This window comes from Pararhodobacter marinus, assembly GCF_003122215.1.
In the GTDB taxonomy this organism is placed as follows: Bacteria; Pseudomonadota; Alphaproteobacteria; order Rhodobacterales; family Rhodobacteraceae; genus Pararhodobacter; species Pararhodobacter marinus.
The window spans coordinates 172,813-190,240 of sequence record NZ_QEYD01000005.1 but is presented as its reverse complement, the minus strand read 5'-3'; the positions used below and the strand labels follow the sequence as shown (position 1 = coordinate 190,240).

The window sequence follows — 17,428 nt, the reverse complement described above, 5'->3', positions numbered from 1 at the left end:
GCGAGCAGGCGATGCACTGGGTCTATCTTCTCACCGCGATCTTCTTCGAAACTGTCGGCACCACCGCGCTCAAGGCCTCGGCCGGTTTCACCCGGCTCGGGCCGTCGCTGCTGGTCGTGGTGGCCTATGGCGCGTCATTCTGGCTTTTGGCCATGGTGCTCAAGGTGATGCCCGTGGGGATCGCCTATGCCGTCTGGTCGGGCGCGGGGATCGTGCTGATCTCGGCCATCGGCCTCGTGGTCTTCGGCCAGCGGCTCGATCTGCCGGCGATCCTGGGCATCGCGCTGATCATGGCCGGGATCCTGGTCATCAACCTGTTCTCGAACGCCACCCCGCACTGACCCCAACCGTCCGATCCGAGACCCCGCCCGATGACCGACGCCGCCCGCCATTCGCTGTTCGAAGACGTTCAGGGTATCGCCTTCGGCTCGGCCATGGCGGCGTTCTCGGTGACGATCCTGACCCATCTGGGGCTGATCACCGGACAGACGGCGGGGCTGGCGGTGCTGATCTCGTATCTCACGGGCTGGAGCTTCGGGATCGTGTTCTTCGTGATCAACCTGCCCTTCTACTGGTTCGGCTACCGGCGGTTCGGGATGGCCTTCACCATCAAGACCTTCTGCGCCGTGGCGCTCTTGTCGGCACTGAATCTGCTCGCCCCCGACTGGATCGCCTTCGCGCGGCTGAACGTGGCAGCGGGCGCGGTTCTTTTCGGCATGGTCTGCGGCACCGGGCTGATCGCGCTTTTCCGCCACGGTGCCAGTCTTGGCGGCGTGGGCATCGTTGCACTTGCCGTGCAGGATCGCTGGGGCTGGCGGGCGGGCTGGGTGCAGCTTGGCTTCGACGCCGCGCTGTTCGGGCTGGCGCTGGTGCTGTTGCCCGACTGGCGGCTGATCGCGTGGTCGGCGCTGGGGGCGCTGGTGGTCAATTCGGTGATCGCCATCAATCACCGCCGCGACCGCTACATCGCGACCTGAGCGCCGTCAGCTTGTATCGTCAGCCCGTCCGGGCGCGGGCATGCCGCCTGTCCAGATCCGCACCCGGCGATGGACAACCGCCCGGGGTCCCGGCCTCCCCTGCCGTCAGGGGATGACCTGATAGACCGATTGCACGAAGCCATGCGGCCAGCTGCGCGTGTCGAGATGGATCATGTATTGCGGCCCCGGATCGGTGAAGAGCGGGATGCCCGAACCCAGCAGCACCGGCAGCCGCGTCAGCGTCATGCGCTGCACCAGCCCGTCGCGCAGACAGCTTGAAACGAGCTGCCCGCCATCCAGATAGACCCGCTTCGCCCCATCCCGCGCCAGAAGGGTCAGTGCCGCTTCGGGCGTCGCATCAAGGATCGTCACCCGTCCGCGCAAGGCGGGGGGCACATCCCGTTCGGACAGGCTGGCTGACAGCACCGTGACCGGCTTGTCATAGGGCCAGTCGCGATACCCCAGAAGCGAGCGGAACGTGTTGGCGCCGATCAGCAGGCAATCGACCCGCTCGTAGAAGGCGGCGTAGCCGTGATCCTCGTCATCGGGGGCGGGCAGCATCACCAGCCAATCCAGACCGCCGCCCGTATCGGCGATATAGCCGTCGAGCGACATGGCGATGAAGACATGGACTTCGGGCAGCATGGCGGGGCCTGAGACGGGCCGTGCGGGACCTTTGCGGGCCCGGGCGGCGGAACGGGCTCAGCATCGCAACGAGACGTTTCGGTAAGGTAAACACCTGCCCTGCCAGCGCGTCGGGTGGCAGATTGTTTTTCCACCGATCTCCGCCATGCAAGGCCCCACCAAGGTCCGCCATGTCCGGAACGCATGGCGCACATTCGCAGCCTGCACTGGAAATCCTCGCTGCGCCGCGGCACATTAAGGTCATGATTGCTGACCCATCCTCCGACAACCACTATACCCCGTTCGAAGACATCCAGGGCCTCGTCATCGCCTCGGCGCAGGCAGCGCTGGGGATCCACCTGTTGCGCGCCGCGGGCCTGATGACCGGCGGCACCGCGGGCTTCGCGCTGCTCGTGGCCTATGGCACCGGCTGGAATTTCTCGGCCGTGTTCTTCGTGCTCAACATTCCCTTCTTCGCGCTGGCCTGGGCCCTGCGCGGGCCGGTTTTCTGCGCGAAAAGCCTTGGCACTGTCGCGCTCGTCTCGCTCATGGCCGAGGCGCTCAAGCCGCTCATGGGGATCAGCGCGGTCCATCCCGGCGCGGCAGCGGTGTTGTTCGGCGTCAGCGCGGGCGTGGGCCTTCTGGGCCTGTTTCGCCATTCCGGCAGCCTGGGGGGCGTGTCGATCATCGCGATGATCCTGCAGGACCGCTACGGCATCCGCGCCGGCGTGACGCAGCTGGTCCACGATCTGGCGCTGTTCGCCGCTGCGGCGGCGATCCTGCCCCTCGACCGCGTGCTGTGGTCGCTTCTGGGCGCGGCGATCCTGAACGGGGTCATCGCGCTCAACCACCGCCGTGACTGGTACGTCATGCGCTGATGCAGCCCCGGGGCCGCGAACGCGACTCGCCAAAGCCCCAAAGCTGTTGTATGCGCGGCAGCGCAGCAAACAGGACAGTTCCATGGACCTTCGCAATATTGCGATCATCGCGCATGTCGACCACGGCAAGACCACGCTCGTCGACGAGCTTTTGAAACAATCCGGCGTCTATCGCGAAGGCCAGGCCGTCACCGAACGCGCCATGGATTCCAACGACCTCGAACGCGAGCGCGGGATCACCATCCTTGCCAAGGCGACCTCGGTCGAATGGAAGGGCACGCGCATTAATATCGTCGACACGCCCGGCCACGCCGATTTCGGCGGCGAGGTCGAGCGCATCCTGTCGATGGTCGACGGCGTGTGCCTGCTGGTCGACGCGGCCGAAGGGCCGATGCCGCAGACGAAATTCGTGACCTCGAAAGCGCTGGCGCTGGGGCTGAAACCCATCGTCGTGCTCAACAAGGTCGACAAACCCGCCGCCGAGCCCGATCGCGCGCTCGACGAGGTGTTCGACCTCTTCGCCAATCTCGGCGCCTCGGACGAACAGCTCGACTTCCCGGTGCTCTATGCCTCGGGGATCAACGGCTGGGCCGATGACGAGCTGGACGGGCCGCGCAAGGACATGACCGCGCTGTTCGAGATGGTCGTGCGCCATGTCGAGCCGCCCAAGCAGATCGCCGCCGCGAATGAACCGTTCCGCATGCTGGCCACCACTCTGGGCGCGGACCCGTTCATCGGCCGCATCCTGACCGGCCGGGTCGAAGCGGGCACGCTGAAGGTCGGCACGACGCTCAAGGCGCTCTCGCGCACCGGCGAGCGGGTCGAGCAGTTCCGCGTGACCAAGATCCTCGCCTTCCGCGGTCTGGGCCAGCAACCCATCGACGAGGCCGTCGCGGGTGACATCGTCTCGCTTGCGGGCATGACCAAGGCCACGGTGGCCGACACGCTGTGCGACCCCTCGGTGGAAACGCCGATCGACGCGCAGCCCATCGACCCGCCCACCATCTCGGTCACCTTCGGTATCAATGACAGCCCGCTGGCCGGGCGCGACGGCTCGAAAGTGCAGTCGCGCGTGATCCGCGAGCGGCTGATGAAAGAGGCCGAATCCAACGTCGCCATCAAGATCGAGGACACGCCGGGCGGCGAGGCCTTCGTCGTTTCGGGTCGCGGCGAATTGCAGATGGGCGTGCTGATCGAGAACATGCGCCGCGAAGGCTTCGAGCTGTCGATCTCGCGGCCCCGCGTGATCTTCCGCGACGAGGGCGGCCAGCGCATGGAACCGATCGAGGAAGCGATCATCGATGTCGATGACGAATATTCGGGCGCGGTGATCGAGAAGCTGACGGGTCCCCGCAAGGGCGATCTGGTCGAGATGAAACCGGCGGGCGCGGGCAAGACCCGGATCGTAGCGCATGTCCCCTCGCGCGGGCTGATCGGCTATCAGGGCGAGTTCATGACCGATACCCGGGGCACCGGCGTGCTGAACCGGATCTTCCATTCCTGGGCGCCCTACAAGGGGCCGATCCAGGGGCGCCGCCAGGGCGTGCTGATCTCGATGGAGAACGGCGTGTCGGTGGCCTACGCGCTGTGGAACCTCGAAGATCGCGGCAAGATGTTCATCGGCGCGCAGGAACAGATCTACGAGGGCATGATCATCGGCGAGCATTCGCGCGACAACGATCTGGAAGTGAACCCGCTCAAGGGCAAGAAACTGACCAATGTGCGCGCCTCGGGCACCGATGACGCGGTGCGCCTGACGCCGCCGGTCATCATGTCGCTGGAACAGTCGATCGCCTATATCGACGACGACGAACTGGTCGAAGTCACGCCGAAATCGATCCGCCTGCGCAAACGCTATCTCGATCCGCACGAGCGCAAGCGCAAGGCGAAGACCGAGGGCTGACGCGCCGGTTCCGTCGCGGGCCCGGGCATCGACCCGCCGCGCCTGTGGCAGGCCGGGGCCAGAGGGGGCTGTCTGCCCCCTCTGGACACCCCCGAGGATATTTGAGGCGCAAAGATGAAGCACGCGCTTCTTCTGAACCGCGCATCTTTGTTCTGAAAATATCCTGGGGGTGAGGCCGCAAGGCCGAGGGGGCAACGCCCCCTTTTTTTCATTTCCGCTCGCCTTTGCGCCGGGGTTTTGGCATCAAGAACCCGTTAGCGCAAACGACAGGAGGCGGCGATGCGGTGGGGAATACTCGGAGCGGCGAAGATCGCGCGCACGGCGCTGATGCCTGCCCTGAATGCGGCGCGGGGGGCGGAATTTGCCGCCCTCGCCACCAGCACGCCGCGCAAGGCGCAGGCTTTCACCGGGGTCACGCCGCATCTGCGGGTCCATGACAGCTATGAGACGCTGCTCGCCGATCCCGATATCGACGCGGTCTATATTCCCCTGCCCAATCATCTGCATGTCGACTGGTCGCTGCGCGCGCTGGCGGCGGGCAAGCATGTGCTGTGCGAAAAGCCTGTCGCGCTGGAAGCGCCCGAGATCGACAGGCTGATCGCCGCACGCGACGCCTCGGGGCTGCTTTGTGCCGAAACCTTCATGGTCTGCCATCATCCGCAGTGGCACCGGGTCCGCCAATTGCTGGCCGATGGCGCGATCGGTGTCCTGCGCCAGGTCGAGGCGGCGTTCAGTTTCCACAACGACGACCCGGCGAATATCCGCAACCGGCCCGAAACCGGGGGCGGCGCGCTTTACGATATCGGCGTCTATCCCTGCATCGCCACGCGCTTCGCCACCGGGCGCGAGCCGGGCGAGATCCGTGCCGCGCTCGAGGTCGAGAACGGCGTCGATACCACCGCGCGGGTCTGGGCCGATTTCGGGGATTTCAGCCTGTCCTTCTATTGCTCGACCCGGATGGCGCCCCATCAACGCATCGCCTTTCACGGCACCGAGGGCGTGATCGAGCTGCGCGCGCCGTTCAATGCCGGGGTGGCGGCGGCGGCCGAGGTGGTGGTGCGGCGCGGCTATGACGAGACGCGGATCGAGCGGTTCGAGCCCGTCGATCAGTACCGGCTGATGGTCGAGGCCTTCGAGCGCAGCGCGCTGGACGGGGTGCCCTTCGACTGCCCTCTAGAAGTCTCGCGCGGGAATGCGGCGATGATCGACGCGATACGTGCGGCAGGCGGGTTGTAGGCGGATCACGGGCATAGGCAGGGCGGGTCGGAACCGCTAGGCTCGGTCGCATCGTTAGCGACGGAGTTGATTCATGCGTGCTTTTCTAATCCTCGCCTGCCTGGCCCCCCTACCCGCCCTGGCCCCCCTGTCCGCCCTGGCCGAGACGGGGATCGCCTTCGTGCAGGCGCCCGAGATGTCGTCGGGCATGGCCGTCGGGGCCTCGCCGGCCGAAGCGATCGACGCGGCGATGGCCGAATGCGTCGCGGGCGGCGCGATGGCAGAGGATTGCATCGTTACCAACTGGTGTTCGCCGGCGGGCTGGTCGGTCGACATTTTTGCCCAGCATCGCGAGGGGCTGCACTGGCACGAAGTGGTCTGCGGGCTGCCCACGCGCGCCATGGGAGAGATGGTGGCGCAAACATTGTGCGATCGCGGCGAAAGGCCCGATCTGATCGAATGTCTGCTGGTCCAAGTCTATGATCCTGAAGGCGTTCCGCAGATGGAATACTGAGGAAAAATAGGCCCTTTGCATTGTAACAAAATCTTGCAATCCTGCCGCCGCATTGCAGAAATCGGCCCAGCCTGACGGCCGATGCACAGGGAGATGTCGGAATGCCCGGTTTCAACAAGATACTGATTGCCAACCGTGGCGAGATCGCCATCCGCATCATGCGGGCGGCGAACGAGCTGGGCAAGAAAACCGTGGCGGTCTATGCCGAGGAGGACAAGCTGGGCCTGCACCGCTTCAAGGCGGACGAGGCCTACCGCATCGGCGAGGGGCTGGGCCCGGTCGCGGCCTATCTCTCGATCCCCGAGATCATCCGCGTCGCCAGGAAGGCGGGCGCGGATGCGATCCATCCGGGCTATGGCCTGCTGTCGGAGAACCCCGCGCTGGTCGATGCCTGCGTCGAGGCGGGCATCACCTTCATCGGACCCAAGGCCGAGACGATGCGCGCTCTGGGTGACAAGGCGAGCGCGCGCAAGGTGGCGATCGAGGCGGGCGTGCCGGTGATCCCCGCGACCGAGGTTCTGGGCGACGACATGGCCGAGATCCGGCGCATGGCCGACGCGGTGGGTTATCCGCTGATGCTGAAGGCCAGCCATGGCGGCGGCGGGCGCGGCATGCGCCCTATCATGGGCCCTGACGAGCTGGAAGCGAAGGTGCGCGAGGGCCGTCGCGAGGCCGAGGCTGCCTTCGGCAATGGCGAGGGCTATCTGGAAAAGATGATCCAGCGCGCGCGCCATGTCGAGGTGCAGCTGCTGGGCGATACCTATGGCAATCTCTATCACCTGTACGAGCGCGACTGCACCGTGCAGCGCCGCAACCAGAAGGTCGTCGAGCGCGCCCCTGCCCCCTATCTGACCGATGCGCAGCGCGAAGAAGTCTGCGCGCTGGCGCTGAAGATCGGCCAGTCGGTCGGTTATCAATGCGCGGGCACGGTCGAGTTCCTGATGGATATGGATTCGGGCGAGTTCTATTTCATCGAGGTGAACCCCCGCGTTCAGGTCGAACACACCGTCACCGAGGAAGTCACCGGCATCGACATCGTCAAGGCGCAGATCCGCGTCTGCGAGGGGGCGACGCTGGCCGAGGCCACGGGCACGCCCAGCCAGGCGGACGTCACGCTTTCGGGCAACGCGCTGCAATGCCGGATCACCACCGAAGACCCGCTCAACAACTTCATCCCCGATTACGGCCGCCTGACCGCCTATCGCTCGGCCACCGGGATGGGGATCCGTCTGGACGGGGGCACCGCCTATGCGGGCGGGGTCATCACCCGGTTCTACGATTCGCTGCTGGTCAAGGTGACGGCCTGGGCGCCCACCCCGCAGGAAGCCATCGCGCGGATGGACCGGGCCTTGCGCGAGTTCCGGATCCGGGGCGTGTCGACCAACATCGCCTTTGTCGAGAACCTGCTCAAGCACCCGACCTTCCTGGCCGATCAGGCGACGACCAAGTTCATCGACACCACGCCCGAGCTGTTCAACTTCGAGACCCGGCGCGACCGGGGCACGAAGGTTCTGACCTATCTTGCCGACATCACCGTCAACGGCCACCCCGAGACGGCGGGTCGCGCCCGGCCTGCCGCGCAGCCGCGCCCGCCGGTGGCGCCTGCAACGCGCGTCGATACGCCCCCGCCCGGCACCCGCACCCTGCTGCAGGAGAAAGGCGCCAAGGCGGTGGCGGACTGGATGAAGGACCAGTCGAAGCTGCTGATCACCGACACGACGATGCGCGACGCGCACCAGTCGCTGCTGGCCACCCGGATGCGGTCGATCGACATGATCCGCGTGGCGCCGGCCTATGCCGCGAACCTGCCCGAGCTGTTCTCGGTCGAATGCTGGGGCGGCGCGACCTTCGACGTGGCGTACCGTTTCTTGCAGGAATGCCCGTGGCAGCGCCTGCGCGACCTGCGCAAGGCGATGCCCAACCTGCTGACGCAGATGCTGCTGCGCGCGTCGAACGGGGTGGGCTATACCAATTACCCCGACAACGTCGTGCAGAGCTTCGTGGCGCAAGCGGCCGAGACCGGGGTCGACGTGTTCCGCGTGTTCGACAGCCTGAACTGGGTCGAGAACATGCGCGTCGCGATGGATGCGGTGATCGAATCGGGCAAGATCTGCGAGGGGACGATCTGCTATACCTCGGATCTTCTGGACCCGGGCCAGCAGAAGTACACCGTTGATTATTATGTCAAAATGGCGAAAGAGCTGGAAGCGGCCGGCGCGCAGGTGCTGGGCGTGAAGGACATGGCGGGCGTGCTGAAAGCCCCGGCGGCCAAGGTCCTGTTCTCGGCCCTGAAGGATGCGGTCGACCTGCCCATCCATTTCCACACGCATGATACCTCGGGCGCGGCCATCGCCACGATCATCGCCGCCGCCGATGCGGGCGTCGATTGCGTCGATGCGGCGATGGACGCGCTGTCGGGCAATACCAGCCAGCCGACGCTGGGCTCGGTCGTCGAGGCCTTCCGCCATACGGACCGCGATACCGGGATCAGCATGGGCGCGGTGCGCGAGATCTCGGATTACTGGGAACAGGTGCGCGCGCATTACGGCGCCTTCGAGACCGGCCAGCAGGCGCCCTCGTCCGAGGTCTATCTGCACGAGATGCCGGGCGGTCAGTTCACCAACCTCAAGGCGCAGGCCCGTTCGCTGGGGCTGGAAGAGCGCTGGCCCGACGTGGCCCGCGCTTATGCCGACGCGAACCAGATCTTCGGCGATATCGTCAAGGTGACGCCGTCGTCCAAAGTAGTGGGCGACATGGCGCTGATGATGGTCAGCCAGGGCCTGAGCCGAAAGGATGTCGAGGATCCCAAGCGCGAGATGTCCTTCCCCGATTCGGTGATCGACATGCTCAAAGGCAATCTGGGTCAGCCCGAGGGCGGCTGGCCCGAGGGGATCACGCTGAAGGCGCTGAAGGGTGAGAAACCCTCGACCGAGCGGCCGGGCAAGCATCTGAAACCCGTCGATTTCGACGAGGTCCGGGCCGAGTTGTCGGCGAAGCTCGACGATGTCGAGTTCGACAACGAGGATCTCAACGGCTACCTGATGTATCCCAAGGTCTTCACCGATTACATGGAGCGTCACCTGACCTACGGGCCGGTGCGTACCCTGCCGACGTGGAACTTCTTCTACGGCATGGAGCCGGGCGAAGAGATCACCGCCGAGATCGACCCCGGCAAGACGCTGGAAATACGGCTGATCGCCGTGGGCGAGACGCAGGATGACGGAGAAGTGAGGGTATTCTTCGAACTCAACGGCCAGCCGCGCACGATCCGGGTGCCCAACCGCAAGGCCAAGGCCACGCAGGCCGCCCGCCCCAAGGCCGAGGATACGAACGAGAACCATGTCGGCGCGCCGATGCCCGGCTCGGTCGCCTCGGTCGGGGTCAGCGTGGGGCAGAAGGTCAATTCGGGCGACCTCCTGCTGACCATCGAAGCGATGAAGATGGAAACCGGCCTGCATGCCGAACGCGCGGCGACGGTGAAGGCCGTGCATGTCCAGCCCGGCGCGCAGATCGAAGCGCATGACCTGCTGATCGAGTTCGAGTAAGCGGGTTCGAGACACGAAAAAGGGGGCGCCAAGCGCCCCCTTTGCCGTCTTTGGCCCATATCGGCGCCGGGACAGGTCGGCGCGTCCGGGTCGTCAAAACGGGTGTCAGTACTTCGAATAGAAGGCGTCGACTTCGCGGTCGGCCTCTTCCTTGGACTTGCCGTAGCGCTCCTGGATCTTGCCCGAGAGCTTGTCTTTGTGACCGGCGGCGACGTCGAGATCGTCATCCGTGAGCTTGCCCCACTGGACTTTCGCTTCGCCTTTGATCTGTTTCCATTTGCCTTCGACGGTGTCGCTGTTCATGGAACAACTCCTTCTGGTTGCCGCCGCGGAGCATCCGCGGTTTGACAATGAAACGCGCAGCCCGGCTTTGGGTTCCTGAGCGGCGCGGCGCTCACGGGAATGTCAGCAGCAAGGCGCGCGGCAGAAAAAATCGCGCCCACCACCGAATAATCGCGGTTTTTCAAGGAGAAACGCACTTCTTGGGTTCCGGGGACGGCGGCGCGCACAAAATCCGCGTGCCCGGTATTTTTCCTCTTGCGGCCCGCGCCGCCTTCCCCTAAATCAGCGCCTACCAAACGGGTGCGGGCGTAGCTCAGGGGTAGAGCATAACCTTGCCAAGGTTAGGGTCGTGAGTTCGAATCTCATCGCCCGCTCCAATTGGACCAAACGCGGGGGCCTTCGGGCCGCCGTTTTGGTTTGTGGCACCGCGTCTTGCGCCGTCACGCGGGCTTCAGCACCCGGCACCGCTGCCAATATTCCAGGACCGCCAGGTTGATCAGCCAGCTGCCCCAGGCCGTCACGTCAAAGGTTTCCGTCACCGTCCAGCCCAGCGCCATCAGCGGCCCCATGATCAGCCTCAGCGTGACGGCGGCGAAGGTCAGCGCGACCGAGCGCTGCATCCAGCGGCGATGCGCGGCCATGTCTCCGGTCCGCGCGCGGGCGACGCCCAGGAACGTGGTGCCGATCCACAGCACCGCCAGCACGCCGAATCCCGCCTGCGCAAAAGTCGATCCCTGGAACCCCGGCAACATCGCCAGCGACGCCACCCCGCCGGCAAGAATGGCAAGTGCATAGATCCGGCCGGTCCAGCGATGCAGCGCCGGACGGCGGCGGCGCAATCCCTGCCACAGCTGGAAGGGCGCAAGACCCAGCGCGAGCGGTCCTGCGGTCATGTGGACCCACGTCCCGACCGGTGCGCTATCGAGGTAATGCAGCATATGCGGCATCGCCTCGGCCATCGGCAGCGCGAGGATCCGAAGCGAAGCGAGCGCGATGATCATCGAAAGGGTCCAGAAGAACCAGGCGAAGGAACGAGGCATGGGAAGACTCCTTGACAGTGTAAAGCCACCCCCAATATTCGGCGAAGCTTTACACTGTCAAGCTTGAATCTTGACACTGTCAGGGAACACGGTCAGAACGGGGCATGACCCAAGACACCCCTCCTGAAGTCTCGACCCGCGACGCCCTGATCGAGGCCGGAATGGCCCTGCTCGCCGAAGGCGGGCCCGAGGCGCTGACCTTGCGCCGCGCAGCCGCCCGTGCAGGCGTGTCCCACGCCGCACCTGCCCATCATTTCAAGGGATTGCGCGGGCTTCAGACCGCGATCGCCATCCGCGCCTTCGCCGATTTCAACCGCGCGATGATCACCCACCGGGATGCCGCCGCCGACACGCCGTTCGAGCGGCTGGCGGGGATCTGCGACGGCTACCTGGCCTTTGTCGAGGGACAGGAGGGCCTTTTTCACCTGATGTTCACCGCAGCCGAAGTCGACCGCGACGATCCCGATTTCCGCGCCGGGGCAACACGCGCCTACGGCCTGCTGCGCGCGGGCTGCGCGCCCTTCACCGGCGGCGCCGATCTGGTCTTCGAGGGCGCGGTCTGGAGCGCGGTCCACGGCTATGCCACGCTGGGCTTCACCCGCAAGCGCGGACAGGCCGGGGGCGAAAATCCGCCCCCGTTCCGCGCGCTGCTACGGCTGATCGTGCCCGACCGCCCGGATCACTTGGGTCCGGTCAGCGCGAAATAGGCGCCCTGCGGATCCATCGCCTGCACGATCCACGCGTCACCCGGCACCGACATCGGGCCGTTGACCACCTTTCCACCCAGCTCGACGATCCGCGCCTGCGCGGCATCGATCCCCGGCACGCCGAAATAGCAGCCCCAGAAGGACGGCATGCCCTGTTGGGGCTGTCCCATGATACCGCCCGCATCGCCACCGCCTGCGGCGAACAGCTGATAGGTGCCCATCGCGCCCATATCCATCGCCTCGCCGGGCGCCCAGCCCAGATGTTTGCGATAGAACCCGAACGCGGCCACCGGGTCCGAGGTCATCAATTCGTGCCACGCGCCATGACCCGCCTGGCCCGGCGCATAGGCCTCGTCGGTATCGCCCGGAAGCGGCTGCAGAAGGCCGAAGACCGCGCCCTGCGGGTCGGCCATGATCGCGAAACGCCCGGTGCCCGGCACATCCGTGGGCGCGACGATCTGCTGGCCGCCATCGGCAAGCATCCCCGCCACGGTATCATCCGCGCTTTCGACGCCGAAATAGGGGCACCAGTTGGGGGGGATGTCGGGCGCGGGCGGCCGCATCATGCCCGAGACATTCTTGCCGTCGCGCGTGTTCAGAAAATAGCTCTGCTCGCCCATCGGGACTTCGGTCGTCTCCCAGCCCAGAAGCGAGCCGTAGAAAGCCCCCGACGCGGCAGGATCGGAGGTCGTCAGTTCATACCAGCAGGGAAGGCCCTGAACGGATCGGGTCATCGTTGCGCTCCTTGTTTTGGCAGGGTTTCGAGTTTTGGCAGGGTTTCGACCGGGTTTCGCAAGGCCGCCGACGGCTCCCCCGACTCGCCCGGATCAAGGCTGCGACAAGTGCTTGCAAAAAGCAACTGAACAATTGTAAAATGAAAACTACAGGAGAGGTGATGACGCGCAAAGGCTATAACGAAGGCTGCCTGGCGGCCCATGCGCTCGACCTGATCGGCGACCGCTGGGCGCTTCTGGTGCTGCGCGAGCTGATGCTCGGCCCCAAGCGGTTCGGGCTGATCCGCGCCGGGCTGCCGGGCATCGCCACGAATATCCTGACGCAACGGCTCGACGCGCTGGAAGCCTCGGGACTGCTGCGCCATCACCGCCTGCCTTCCCCCGCCTCGGTCCCGGTCTACGAGCTGACCGAAGCCGGGCTTGGCACGCGCGACGTGATCGACGCGCTCTGCCGCTGGGGGGTGCAGCAGCCGGGGCATGATCCGACGAAATTCATCTCGCCCACCGCGCTGATGCTGTCGATGCGGGTGATGGTGCGGCCAGACAAGGGACAGGTGCCGCAACAGGTGGGGTTCGTCATGGGCGACGAACGGTTTACAGCCCTTCTCGACGCGCAGGGCTTTGCGCCGGTGCCAGCAGCGGGGGCCCTGCCCGATCTCACCTTCACCGGAACCGGCAACAGCCTCGCCATCGCGGTCTATGGCCCCGTGCCCGTGGCCCAGCTCGCCGCGGCGGGAACGATCGGGCTGAGCGGCGATGCAGAGACCGCGCAGCATGTCGTCGATGCGTTCCGGCTGGGAGCCTGAGCGCCGGAACAGGATTTTCGCGCCGAGAGGGCGCGCGCCCCTTGCAGCCCCCGGCACCCGGTGCTAAACGGCGGCCATCGAGCGGGCGTAGCTCAGGGGTAGAGCATAACCTTGCCAAGGTTAGGGTCGTGAGTTCGAATCTCATCGCCCGCTCCAGAACAAAAGGCCGGATCCTTCAGGATCCGGCCTTTTGCGTTTGGCCTGAGCACAGGGACGCGCATTTCCTCTGACTGCAGGGGCGGATGCCGCGCGCCGCAGGCGCGCGTGAGTCGCCCGAGACCTGCAGGGCGCAGCCCTGCCGGACGAGGGCGAAACCGCGCGCCCGTCGCCACCCTCTCCCGTCAGCCGTCGATGACCGCAAGCAAACCGAACCCGTCCGACAGATGGACCATCTCGGCCCGCGCGCCCTCGGCGATCACGCCGCGATCGTGCCGTCCGAGCAGCGCCGCCGGGCGGCGCGTGGTCATCGCCAGCGCCTCGGACGGGTCGAGCCCGGCCTCGTGGATCATCCAGCGCAATGCCTCGGGCATCGAGATATCCGCCCCCGCCAGCGTCCCGTCGGCCAGCGTCAGCCGTCCGTCGCGGCGATGGATGTCGCGGCCATTCAGCGTGAACCGGGTCAGATCGGTGCCCGCGACGGCCATCGCGTCGGTGACGGCGAAGAGTCGCTCGCCCGCCAGCCGTGCGGCCAGCCGGAACGGGGTGCGCGCGACATGGATACCGTCAGGGATGATGCCCAGCCCGACCCCGCTGTCGAGCGCCGCGCCCACCAGTCCCGGCGCACGATGCGAAAGCGGCGACATGGCGTTGTAGAGATGCGTGACGGCCCCAGCCCCCGCCTCGAAGGCCGCGCGCGCCGCACTTTCCGGGGCATCGCTGTGACCGATCGCAATCAGGATGCCCGACTCGGCCAGCGTCGCGATCTGCCCCGGCGTCGCGGCTTCGGGCGCCAGCGTCACCATCAGGGCGGGCAGCGCGCGGGCGGCCTGCCGCAACAGCGCCAGGTCCCCGTCCGTCATCGGCCGGATCAGCGCGGGATCATGCGCGCCATGCCGCCTGGGATCGAGATGCGGCCCCTCCAGATGAAGCCCCAGAAACCCCGGCAAACCGGCGCGCGCCCCGCGGATCCCCGCAGCGATCACCGCTTCGGTCGTGGCCGGATCGGCGGTGATCAGCGTCGGCAGAAGTCCGGTCGTTCCCAATCCGCGATGGGCCGCGCAGATCCGGCGCAACGCGTCGTCGGGATCGCCCTGCCCCAACAACGCCCCGCCGCCGCCATTGACCTGAAGATCGATGAAACCGGGCGCAAGGATCCCGCCGCCGAGATCTTCGCCCTGCCCGTCATCCGCGCGCAGGCCGGCAATGCGCCCGCCCTCGACCACGACGGCGACCCCGTCGCGCAGGCACCAGCCATCGAAGACGCGCGCGCCGCGCCAGATCTGTTGCATGAAAGCTCCTGCCCTTGCGTCGCGCGGAGCTAATCACGAAATCGGTGCCTTGTCACAGGGGGGAGCGCCCGGCGGGGAACGCGCGCCGTGAGTATTTGAAGCAGAATGAAGGCGCCGATCTTTGTCAGATCATTCGCGCCCATGCGCCCCGCGCTGCTTCACTTTGCTTCAAATACTCAGCCGACCACGACGCCGGGCGCATGTCCTCAGACGGTGAGCCAGCGGCGGAGCTCGGCGTCCTTCGCGGCGATGTCGGCTTTGTCGCCGGCCATGACGGCCTCGCCCCGGTCCAGCACCACGAAGCTGTCCGCAAGCGCGCTGGCGAAGTCGAAATACTGTTCCACCAGAACCACCGCCATGCCGAACTGGTCGCGCAGGTATTCAATGGCGCGGCCGATATCCTTGATGATCGACGGCTGGATGCCTTCGGTCGGCTCATCCAGCACCAGGAGGCGGGGTTGCATGACCATGGCGCGGCCGATGGCGAGTTGTTGTTGCTGACCGCCCGAGAGGTCGCCGCCCCGCCGGTTCATCATCTGCAACAAGACCGGGAAGAGTTCGAACACCGCGTCGGGTGTCTTGCGCTGCCCGCGCGGCAGGGTGGCATAGGCGGCTTCGAGATTCTCGCGCACGGTCAGGAGGGGGAAGATCTCGCGCCCCTGCGGCACATAGGCGATGCCGCGCTTGGCGCGTTCGGGCGGCGAGAGCCGGCCTATCGTCTCGCCCTTCCAGGTGATCGTCCCGCCCGAGGCCGGGTGTCGCCCGACGATGGCGCGCATGAGCGACGTCTTGCCCACGCCGTTGCGCCCCAGAACGGTGGTGATCTTGCCCTCTTCTGCGGTGAGCGAGATGCCCTTGAGCGCCTGGGCTGCGCCGTAATGAAGCGTCAGGTCCTTGATTTCCAGCATCTCTCAGCGCCCCAGATAGACTTCGATGACATCGTCGCGCGCCGAGACATGGTCGAGCGAGCCTTCGGCCAGCACCGAGCCCTGATGCAGCACCGTGACCCGGCAATCGAGCGCGCGGACGAAATCCATGTCGTGTTCGACCACGATCACGGTGCGCTGGCCGGCGATGGATTTCAGCAGCTCGGCGGTTTCCATCGTTTCGGCATCGGTCATCCCCGCCGCCGGTTCGTCGACCAGAAGCAGGTCGGGTTCCTGCGCCAGCAGCATCCCGATTTCCAGCCATTGCTTCTGGCCGTGGCTGAGATTGGCCGCGTCCTCGGTCCGCAGATGCGTGAGTCGGATCTGGTCGAGAAGCGCGGTCACCCGCGCCTCTTCGGCCTTGTCCGAGCGGTGGAACAGCGTGGCGAAGACCCCGCGCGGCGCCTTCAGGGCAAGGCGGATGTTGTCCTCGACCGAATGGGTTTCGAACACGGTGGGTTTCTGGAACTTGCGCCCGATGCCGAGATTGGCGACCGCGGCCTCGTCAAGCCGGGTCAGGTCGGTGGACATGTTCCACAAGACCTCGCCGCCATCCGGTCGCGTCTTGCCGGTGATGATGTCCATCATCGTCGTCTTGCCCGCGCCGTTGGGGCCGATCACCGCCCTGAGGTCGCCCTTGTCCACCGACAGGGTCAGGTTGTTGATCGCCTTGAAGCCGTCGAAGCTGCGATGCACGCCGTCGAGGAAGAGTTGCGCGCTCATGCCGGGGCCTCCGTCTTTGCCGGGGCTTTCGCGCGCCGGAATCTGAGCTTTTCAACGAGCCCGAGGATGCCGTTCGGCATCCACAGCACGACCACGATGAACAGCGCGCCCAGCGCGAAGAGCCAAAGGTCGGGGAAATTGGCGGTGAGCCAGCTTTCGACCGCCACCACGACCAGCGCGCCGATGGCCGCGCCGACCAGCGTGCCGCGTCCACCCAGAGCCACCCAGACGACGATCTCGATGGAATTGGCGGGCGCGAATTCTCCGGGATTGATGATGCCGACCTGCGGCACGTAGAGCGCGCCCGCAAGCCCCGCCATCATCGCCGAGACGGTGAAGACGAAGACCGAGTAATTCTCGACCCGGTAGCCCATGAAACGCGTGCGGCTTTCGGCGTCACGTACCGCGACCAGCACCTTGCCCGCCTTCGAGACGGTGATCGCCTTGGCGATCACCAAACAGGCCGCCAGCGCGAGGGCCGTCAGCACGAAAAGCGCGATGCGGGTCGAGGGGGCGGACAGAGAAAAGCCCAGCACGTCGCGGAAATCGGTCAGTCCGTTATTGCCACCAAAGCCCATCTCGTTGCGGAAAAAGGCCAGGAGCAGGGCGAAGGTCAGCGCCTGGGTGATGATCGACAGGTAGACCCCGGACACGCGCGAGCGGAAAGCGAACCAGCCGAAGACGAAGGCCAGCGCGCCGGGCACCAGCAGCGCCATCACGGCGGCGAAGGGGAACCAGTCGAAGCCGTACCAGAACCACGGCAATTCGTCCCAGCCCAGGAACACCATGAAATCGGGCAGGTCCGGGTTGGCATAGACGCCGCGCGCGCCGATCTCGCGCATGAGGTGCATACCGATGGCATAGCCCCCCAGCGCGAAAAAGGCGCCGTGGCCCAGCGACAGGATGCCCGCATAGCCCCAGCACAGATCGAGCGCGACGGCGAGGATCGCGTAGCACAGGTATTTACCCATCAGCGGGATCAGGTAGCTGGGGATCGCGACGGCCGAGCCTTCGTCCAGCGTCGAGGCGATGGGCACCAGAACGGTGACGATGAAAAGCGCGGCCAGGAACAGGCCCATGCGCAGGTCGATGAGTTTGCTCATGGT

The 17,428-nt window shown here is 66.1% G+C and carries 17 protein-coding genes and 2 tRNA genes; 11 read left to right on the top strand and 8 right to left on the bottom strand.

What is annotated here, in order from left to right; all coding sequences use genetic code 11:
- Nucleotides 1–11 precede the first annotated feature (11 nt).
- Together C4N9_RS09655 and C4N9_RS09650 are read left to right on the top strand one after the other, a co-directional pair.
- Nucleotides 12–341, top strand: coding sequence for an SMR family transporter (locus tag C4N9_RS09655; RefSeq protein ID WP_109533120.1), 330 nt, complete (start codon nucleotides 12–14; stop codon nucleotides 339–341).
- Between the two features lie 30 nt (nucleotides 342–371).
- Nucleotides 372–977, top strand: coding sequence for a YitT family protein (locus C4N9_RS09650; protein WP_109533119.1), 606 nt, complete (start codon nucleotides 372–374; stop codon nucleotides 975–977).
- A gap of 105 nt (nucleotides 978–1,082) precedes the next feature.
- On the opposite strand, the gene C4N9_RS09645 is transcribed toward C4N9_RS09650, so the two are convergent.
- Nucleotides 1,083–1,622, bottom strand: coding sequence for a dihydrofolate reductase family protein (locus tag C4N9_RS09645; protein WP_109533118.1), 540 nt, complete (start codon nucleotides 1,620–1,622; stop codon nucleotides 1,083–1,085).
- Nucleotides 1,623–1,864: 242 nt separating this feature from the next.
- On the opposite strand from C4N9_RS09645, the gene C4N9_RS09640 reads away from it, so the two are divergent.
- The 5 genes from C4N9_RS09640 (at nucleotide 1,865) to C4N9_RS09620 (ending at nucleotide 9,656) form a co-directional block, all read left to right on the top strand.
- Nucleotides 1,865–2,479: a YitT family protein gene (locus C4N9_RS09640; RefSeq protein WP_109533117.1), complete on the top strand. Its 615-nt coding sequence runs from the start codon at nucleotides 1,865–1,867 to the stop codon at nucleotides 2,477–2,479.
- A gap of 82 nt (nucleotides 2,480–2,561) precedes the next feature.
- Nucleotides 2,562–4,382, top strand: a complete 1,821-nt coding sequence (gene typA, locus C4N9_RS09635; protein WP_109533116.1) for a translational GTPase TypA — start codon at nucleotides 2,562–2,564, stop codon at nucleotides 4,380–4,382.
- Nucleotides 4,383–4,661: 279 nt separating this feature from the next.
- Nucleotides 4,662–5,618 (top strand): Gfo/Idh/MocA family protein, encoded by a 957-nt coding sequence (locus C4N9_RS09630; RefSeq protein WP_109533115.1) that lies wholly within the window; start codon nucleotides 4,662–4,664, stop codon nucleotides 5,616–5,618.
- A 73-nt stretch (nucleotides 5,619–5,691) separates the two neighbouring features.
- The gene (locus tag C4N9_RS09625) at nucleotides 5,692–6,111 is read left to right on the top strand and encodes a hypothetical protein (protein ID WP_109533114.1); all 420 of its coding nucleotides are present in this window, start codon (nucleotides 5,692–5,694) and stop codon (nucleotides 6,109–6,111) included.
- A gap of 101 nt (nucleotides 6,112–6,212) precedes the next feature.
- Entirely contained in the window at nucleotides 6,213–9,656 is a 3,444-nt protein-coding gene (locus C4N9_RS09620; RefSeq protein WP_109533113.1) for a pyruvate carboxylase, read from the top strand.
- Nucleotides 9,657–9,761: 105 nt separating this feature from the next.
- Here C4N9_RS09620 and C4N9_RS09615 read toward each other — a convergent pair whose 3' ends face one another.
- Complete coding sequence (locus C4N9_RS09615) at nucleotides 9,762–9,959, bottom strand: CsbD family protein (RefSeq protein WP_109533112.1); 198 nt, start codon at nucleotides 9,957–9,959, stop codon at nucleotides 9,762–9,764.
- A gap of 281 nt (nucleotides 9,960–10,240) precedes the next feature.
- On the opposite strand from C4N9_RS09615, the gene C4N9_RS09610 reads away from it, so the two are divergent.
- A tRNA-Gly gene (locus C4N9_RS09610) sits at nucleotides 10,241–10,315 on the top strand.
- 63 nt (nucleotides 10,316–10,378) lie between these two features.
- Here the strand turns inward: C4N9_RS09610 and C4N9_RS09605 are convergent.
- Entirely contained in the window at nucleotides 10,379–10,978 is a 600-nt protein-coding gene (locus C4N9_RS09605; protein WP_109533111.1) for a DUF2306 domain-containing protein, read from the bottom strand.
- Between the two features lie 104 nt (nucleotides 10,979–11,082).
- Here C4N9_RS09605 and C4N9_RS09600 point away from each other — a divergent pair, with 104 nt between their 5' ends.
- The gene (locus C4N9_RS09600) at nucleotides 11,083–11,685 is read left to right on the top strand and encodes a TetR/AcrR family transcriptional regulator (RefSeq protein ID WP_109533110.1); all 603 of its coding nucleotides are present in this window, start codon (nucleotides 11,083–11,085) and stop codon (nucleotides 11,683–11,685) included.
- Here the strand turns inward: C4N9_RS09600 and C4N9_RS09595 are convergent.
- Nucleotides 11,658–12,419, bottom strand: coding sequence for a VOC family protein (locus tag C4N9_RS09595; RefSeq protein ID WP_109533109.1), 762 nt, complete (start codon nucleotides 12,417–12,419; stop codon nucleotides 11,658–11,660). The genes C4N9_RS09600 and C4N9_RS09595 overlap by 28 nt on opposite strands.
- 161 nt (nucleotides 12,420–12,580) lie before the next feature.
- Here C4N9_RS09595 and C4N9_RS09590 point away from each other — a divergent pair, with 161 nt between their 5' ends.
- Entirely contained in the window at nucleotides 12,581–13,225 is a 645-nt protein-coding gene (locus C4N9_RS09590) for a winged helix-turn-helix transcriptional regulator (protein WP_245902506.1), read from the top strand.
- 81 nt (nucleotides 13,226–13,306) lie between these two features.
- Nucleotides 13,307–13,381 (top strand) — tRNA-Gly (locus tag C4N9_RS09585).
- Between the two features lie 185 nt (nucleotides 13,382–13,566).
- On the opposite strand, the gene nagA is transcribed toward C4N9_RS09585, so the two are convergent.
- The 4 genes from nagA to urtC form a co-directional block, all read right to left on the bottom strand.
- Nucleotides 13,567–14,673, bottom strand: coding sequence for an N-acetylglucosamine-6-phosphate deacetylase (nagA, locus tag C4N9_RS09580; protein WP_109533107.1), 1,107 nt, complete (start codon nucleotides 14,671–14,673; stop codon nucleotides 13,567–13,569).
- 206 nt (nucleotides 14,674–14,879) lie between these two features.
- Nucleotides 14,880–15,581: an urea ABC transporter ATP-binding subunit UrtE gene (gene urtE / locus C4N9_RS09575; RefSeq protein ID WP_109533106.1), complete on the bottom strand. Its 702-nt coding sequence runs from the start codon at nucleotides 15,579–15,581 to the stop codon at nucleotides 14,880–14,882.
- A 3-nt stretch (nucleotides 15,582–15,584) separates the two neighbouring features.
- Nucleotides 15,585–16,322, bottom strand: coding sequence for an urea ABC transporter ATP-binding protein UrtD (gene urtD, locus C4N9_RS09570; RefSeq protein WP_109533105.1), 738 nt, complete (start codon nucleotides 16,320–16,322; stop codon nucleotides 15,585–15,587).
- Complete coding sequence (urtC, locus tag C4N9_RS09565) at nucleotides 16,319–17,425, bottom strand: urea ABC transporter permease subunit UrtC (protein WP_109533104.1); 1,107 nt, start codon at nucleotides 17,423–17,425, stop codon at nucleotides 16,319–16,321. Before urtC ends, urtD begins: the two co-directional genes overlap by 4 nt.
- Nucleotides 17,426–17,428 lie beyond the last annotated feature (3 nt).

Excerpts from the sequence above, each read along its gene's own strand:
- C4N9_RS09655 (WP_109533120.1), top strand. The coding sequence starts at position 12 with ATGCACTGGGTCTATCTTCTCACCGCGATCTTCTTCGAAACTGTCGGC.
- C4N9_RS09650 (WP_109533119.1), top strand. The coding sequence starts at position 372 with ATGACCGACGCCGCCCGCCATTCGCTGTTCGAAGACGTTCAGGGTATC.
- C4N9_RS09645 (WP_109533118.1), bottom strand. The coding sequence starts at position 1,622 with ATGCTGCCCGAAGTCCATGTCTTCATCGCCATGTCGCTCGACGGCTAT.
- C4N9_RS09640 (WP_109533117.1), top strand. The coding sequence starts at position 1,865 with ATGATTGCTGACCCATCCTCCGACAACCACTATACCCCGTTCGAAGAC.
- typA (WP_109533116.1), top strand. The coding sequence starts at position 2,562 with ATGGACCTTCGCAATATTGCGATCATCGCGCATGTCGACCACGGCAAG.
- C4N9_RS09630 (WP_109533115.1), top strand. The coding sequence starts at position 4,662 with ATGCGGTGGGGAATACTCGGAGCGGCGAAGATCGCGCGCACGGCGCTG.
- C4N9_RS09625 (WP_109533114.1), top strand. The coding sequence starts at position 5,692 with ATGCGTGCTTTTCTAATCCTCGCCTGCCTGGCCCCCCTACCCGCCCTG.
- C4N9_RS09620 (WP_109533113.1), top strand. The coding sequence starts at position 6,213 with ATGCCCGGTTTCAACAAGATACTGATTGCCAACCGTGGCGAGATCGCC.
- C4N9_RS09615 (WP_109533112.1), bottom strand. The coding sequence starts at position 9,959 with ATGAACAGCGACACCGTCGAAGGCAAATGGAAACAGATCAAAGGCGAA.
- C4N9_RS09605 (WP_109533111.1), bottom strand. The coding sequence starts at position 10,978 with ATGCCTCGTTCCTTCGCCTGGTTCTTCTGGACCCTTTCGATGATCATC.
- C4N9_RS09600 (WP_109533110.1), top strand. The coding sequence starts at position 11,083 with ATGACCCAAGACACCCCTCCTGAAGTCTCGACCCGCGACGCCCTGATC.
- C4N9_RS09595 (WP_109533109.1), bottom strand. The coding sequence starts at position 12,419 with ATGACCCGATCCGTTCAGGGCCTTCCCTGCTGGTATGAACTGACGACC.
- C4N9_RS09590 (WP_245902506.1), top strand. The coding sequence starts at position 12,581 with ATGACGCGCAAAGGCTATAACGAAGGCTGCCTGGCGGCCCATGCGCTC.
- nagA (WP_109533107.1), bottom strand. The coding sequence starts at position 14,673 with ATGCAACAGATCTGGCGCGGCGCGCGCGTCTTCGATGGCTGGTGCCTG.
- urtE (WP_109533106.1), bottom strand. The coding sequence starts at position 15,581 with ATGCTGGAAATCAAGGACCTGACGCTTCATTACGGCGCAGCCCAGGCG.
- urtD (WP_109533105.1), bottom strand. The coding sequence starts at position 16,322 with ATGAGCGCGCAACTCTTCCTCGACGGCGTGCATCGCAGCTTCGACGGC.
- urtC (WP_109533104.1), bottom strand. The coding sequence starts at position 17,425 with ATGAGCAAACTCATCGACCTGCGCATGGGCCTGTTCCTGGCCGCGCTT.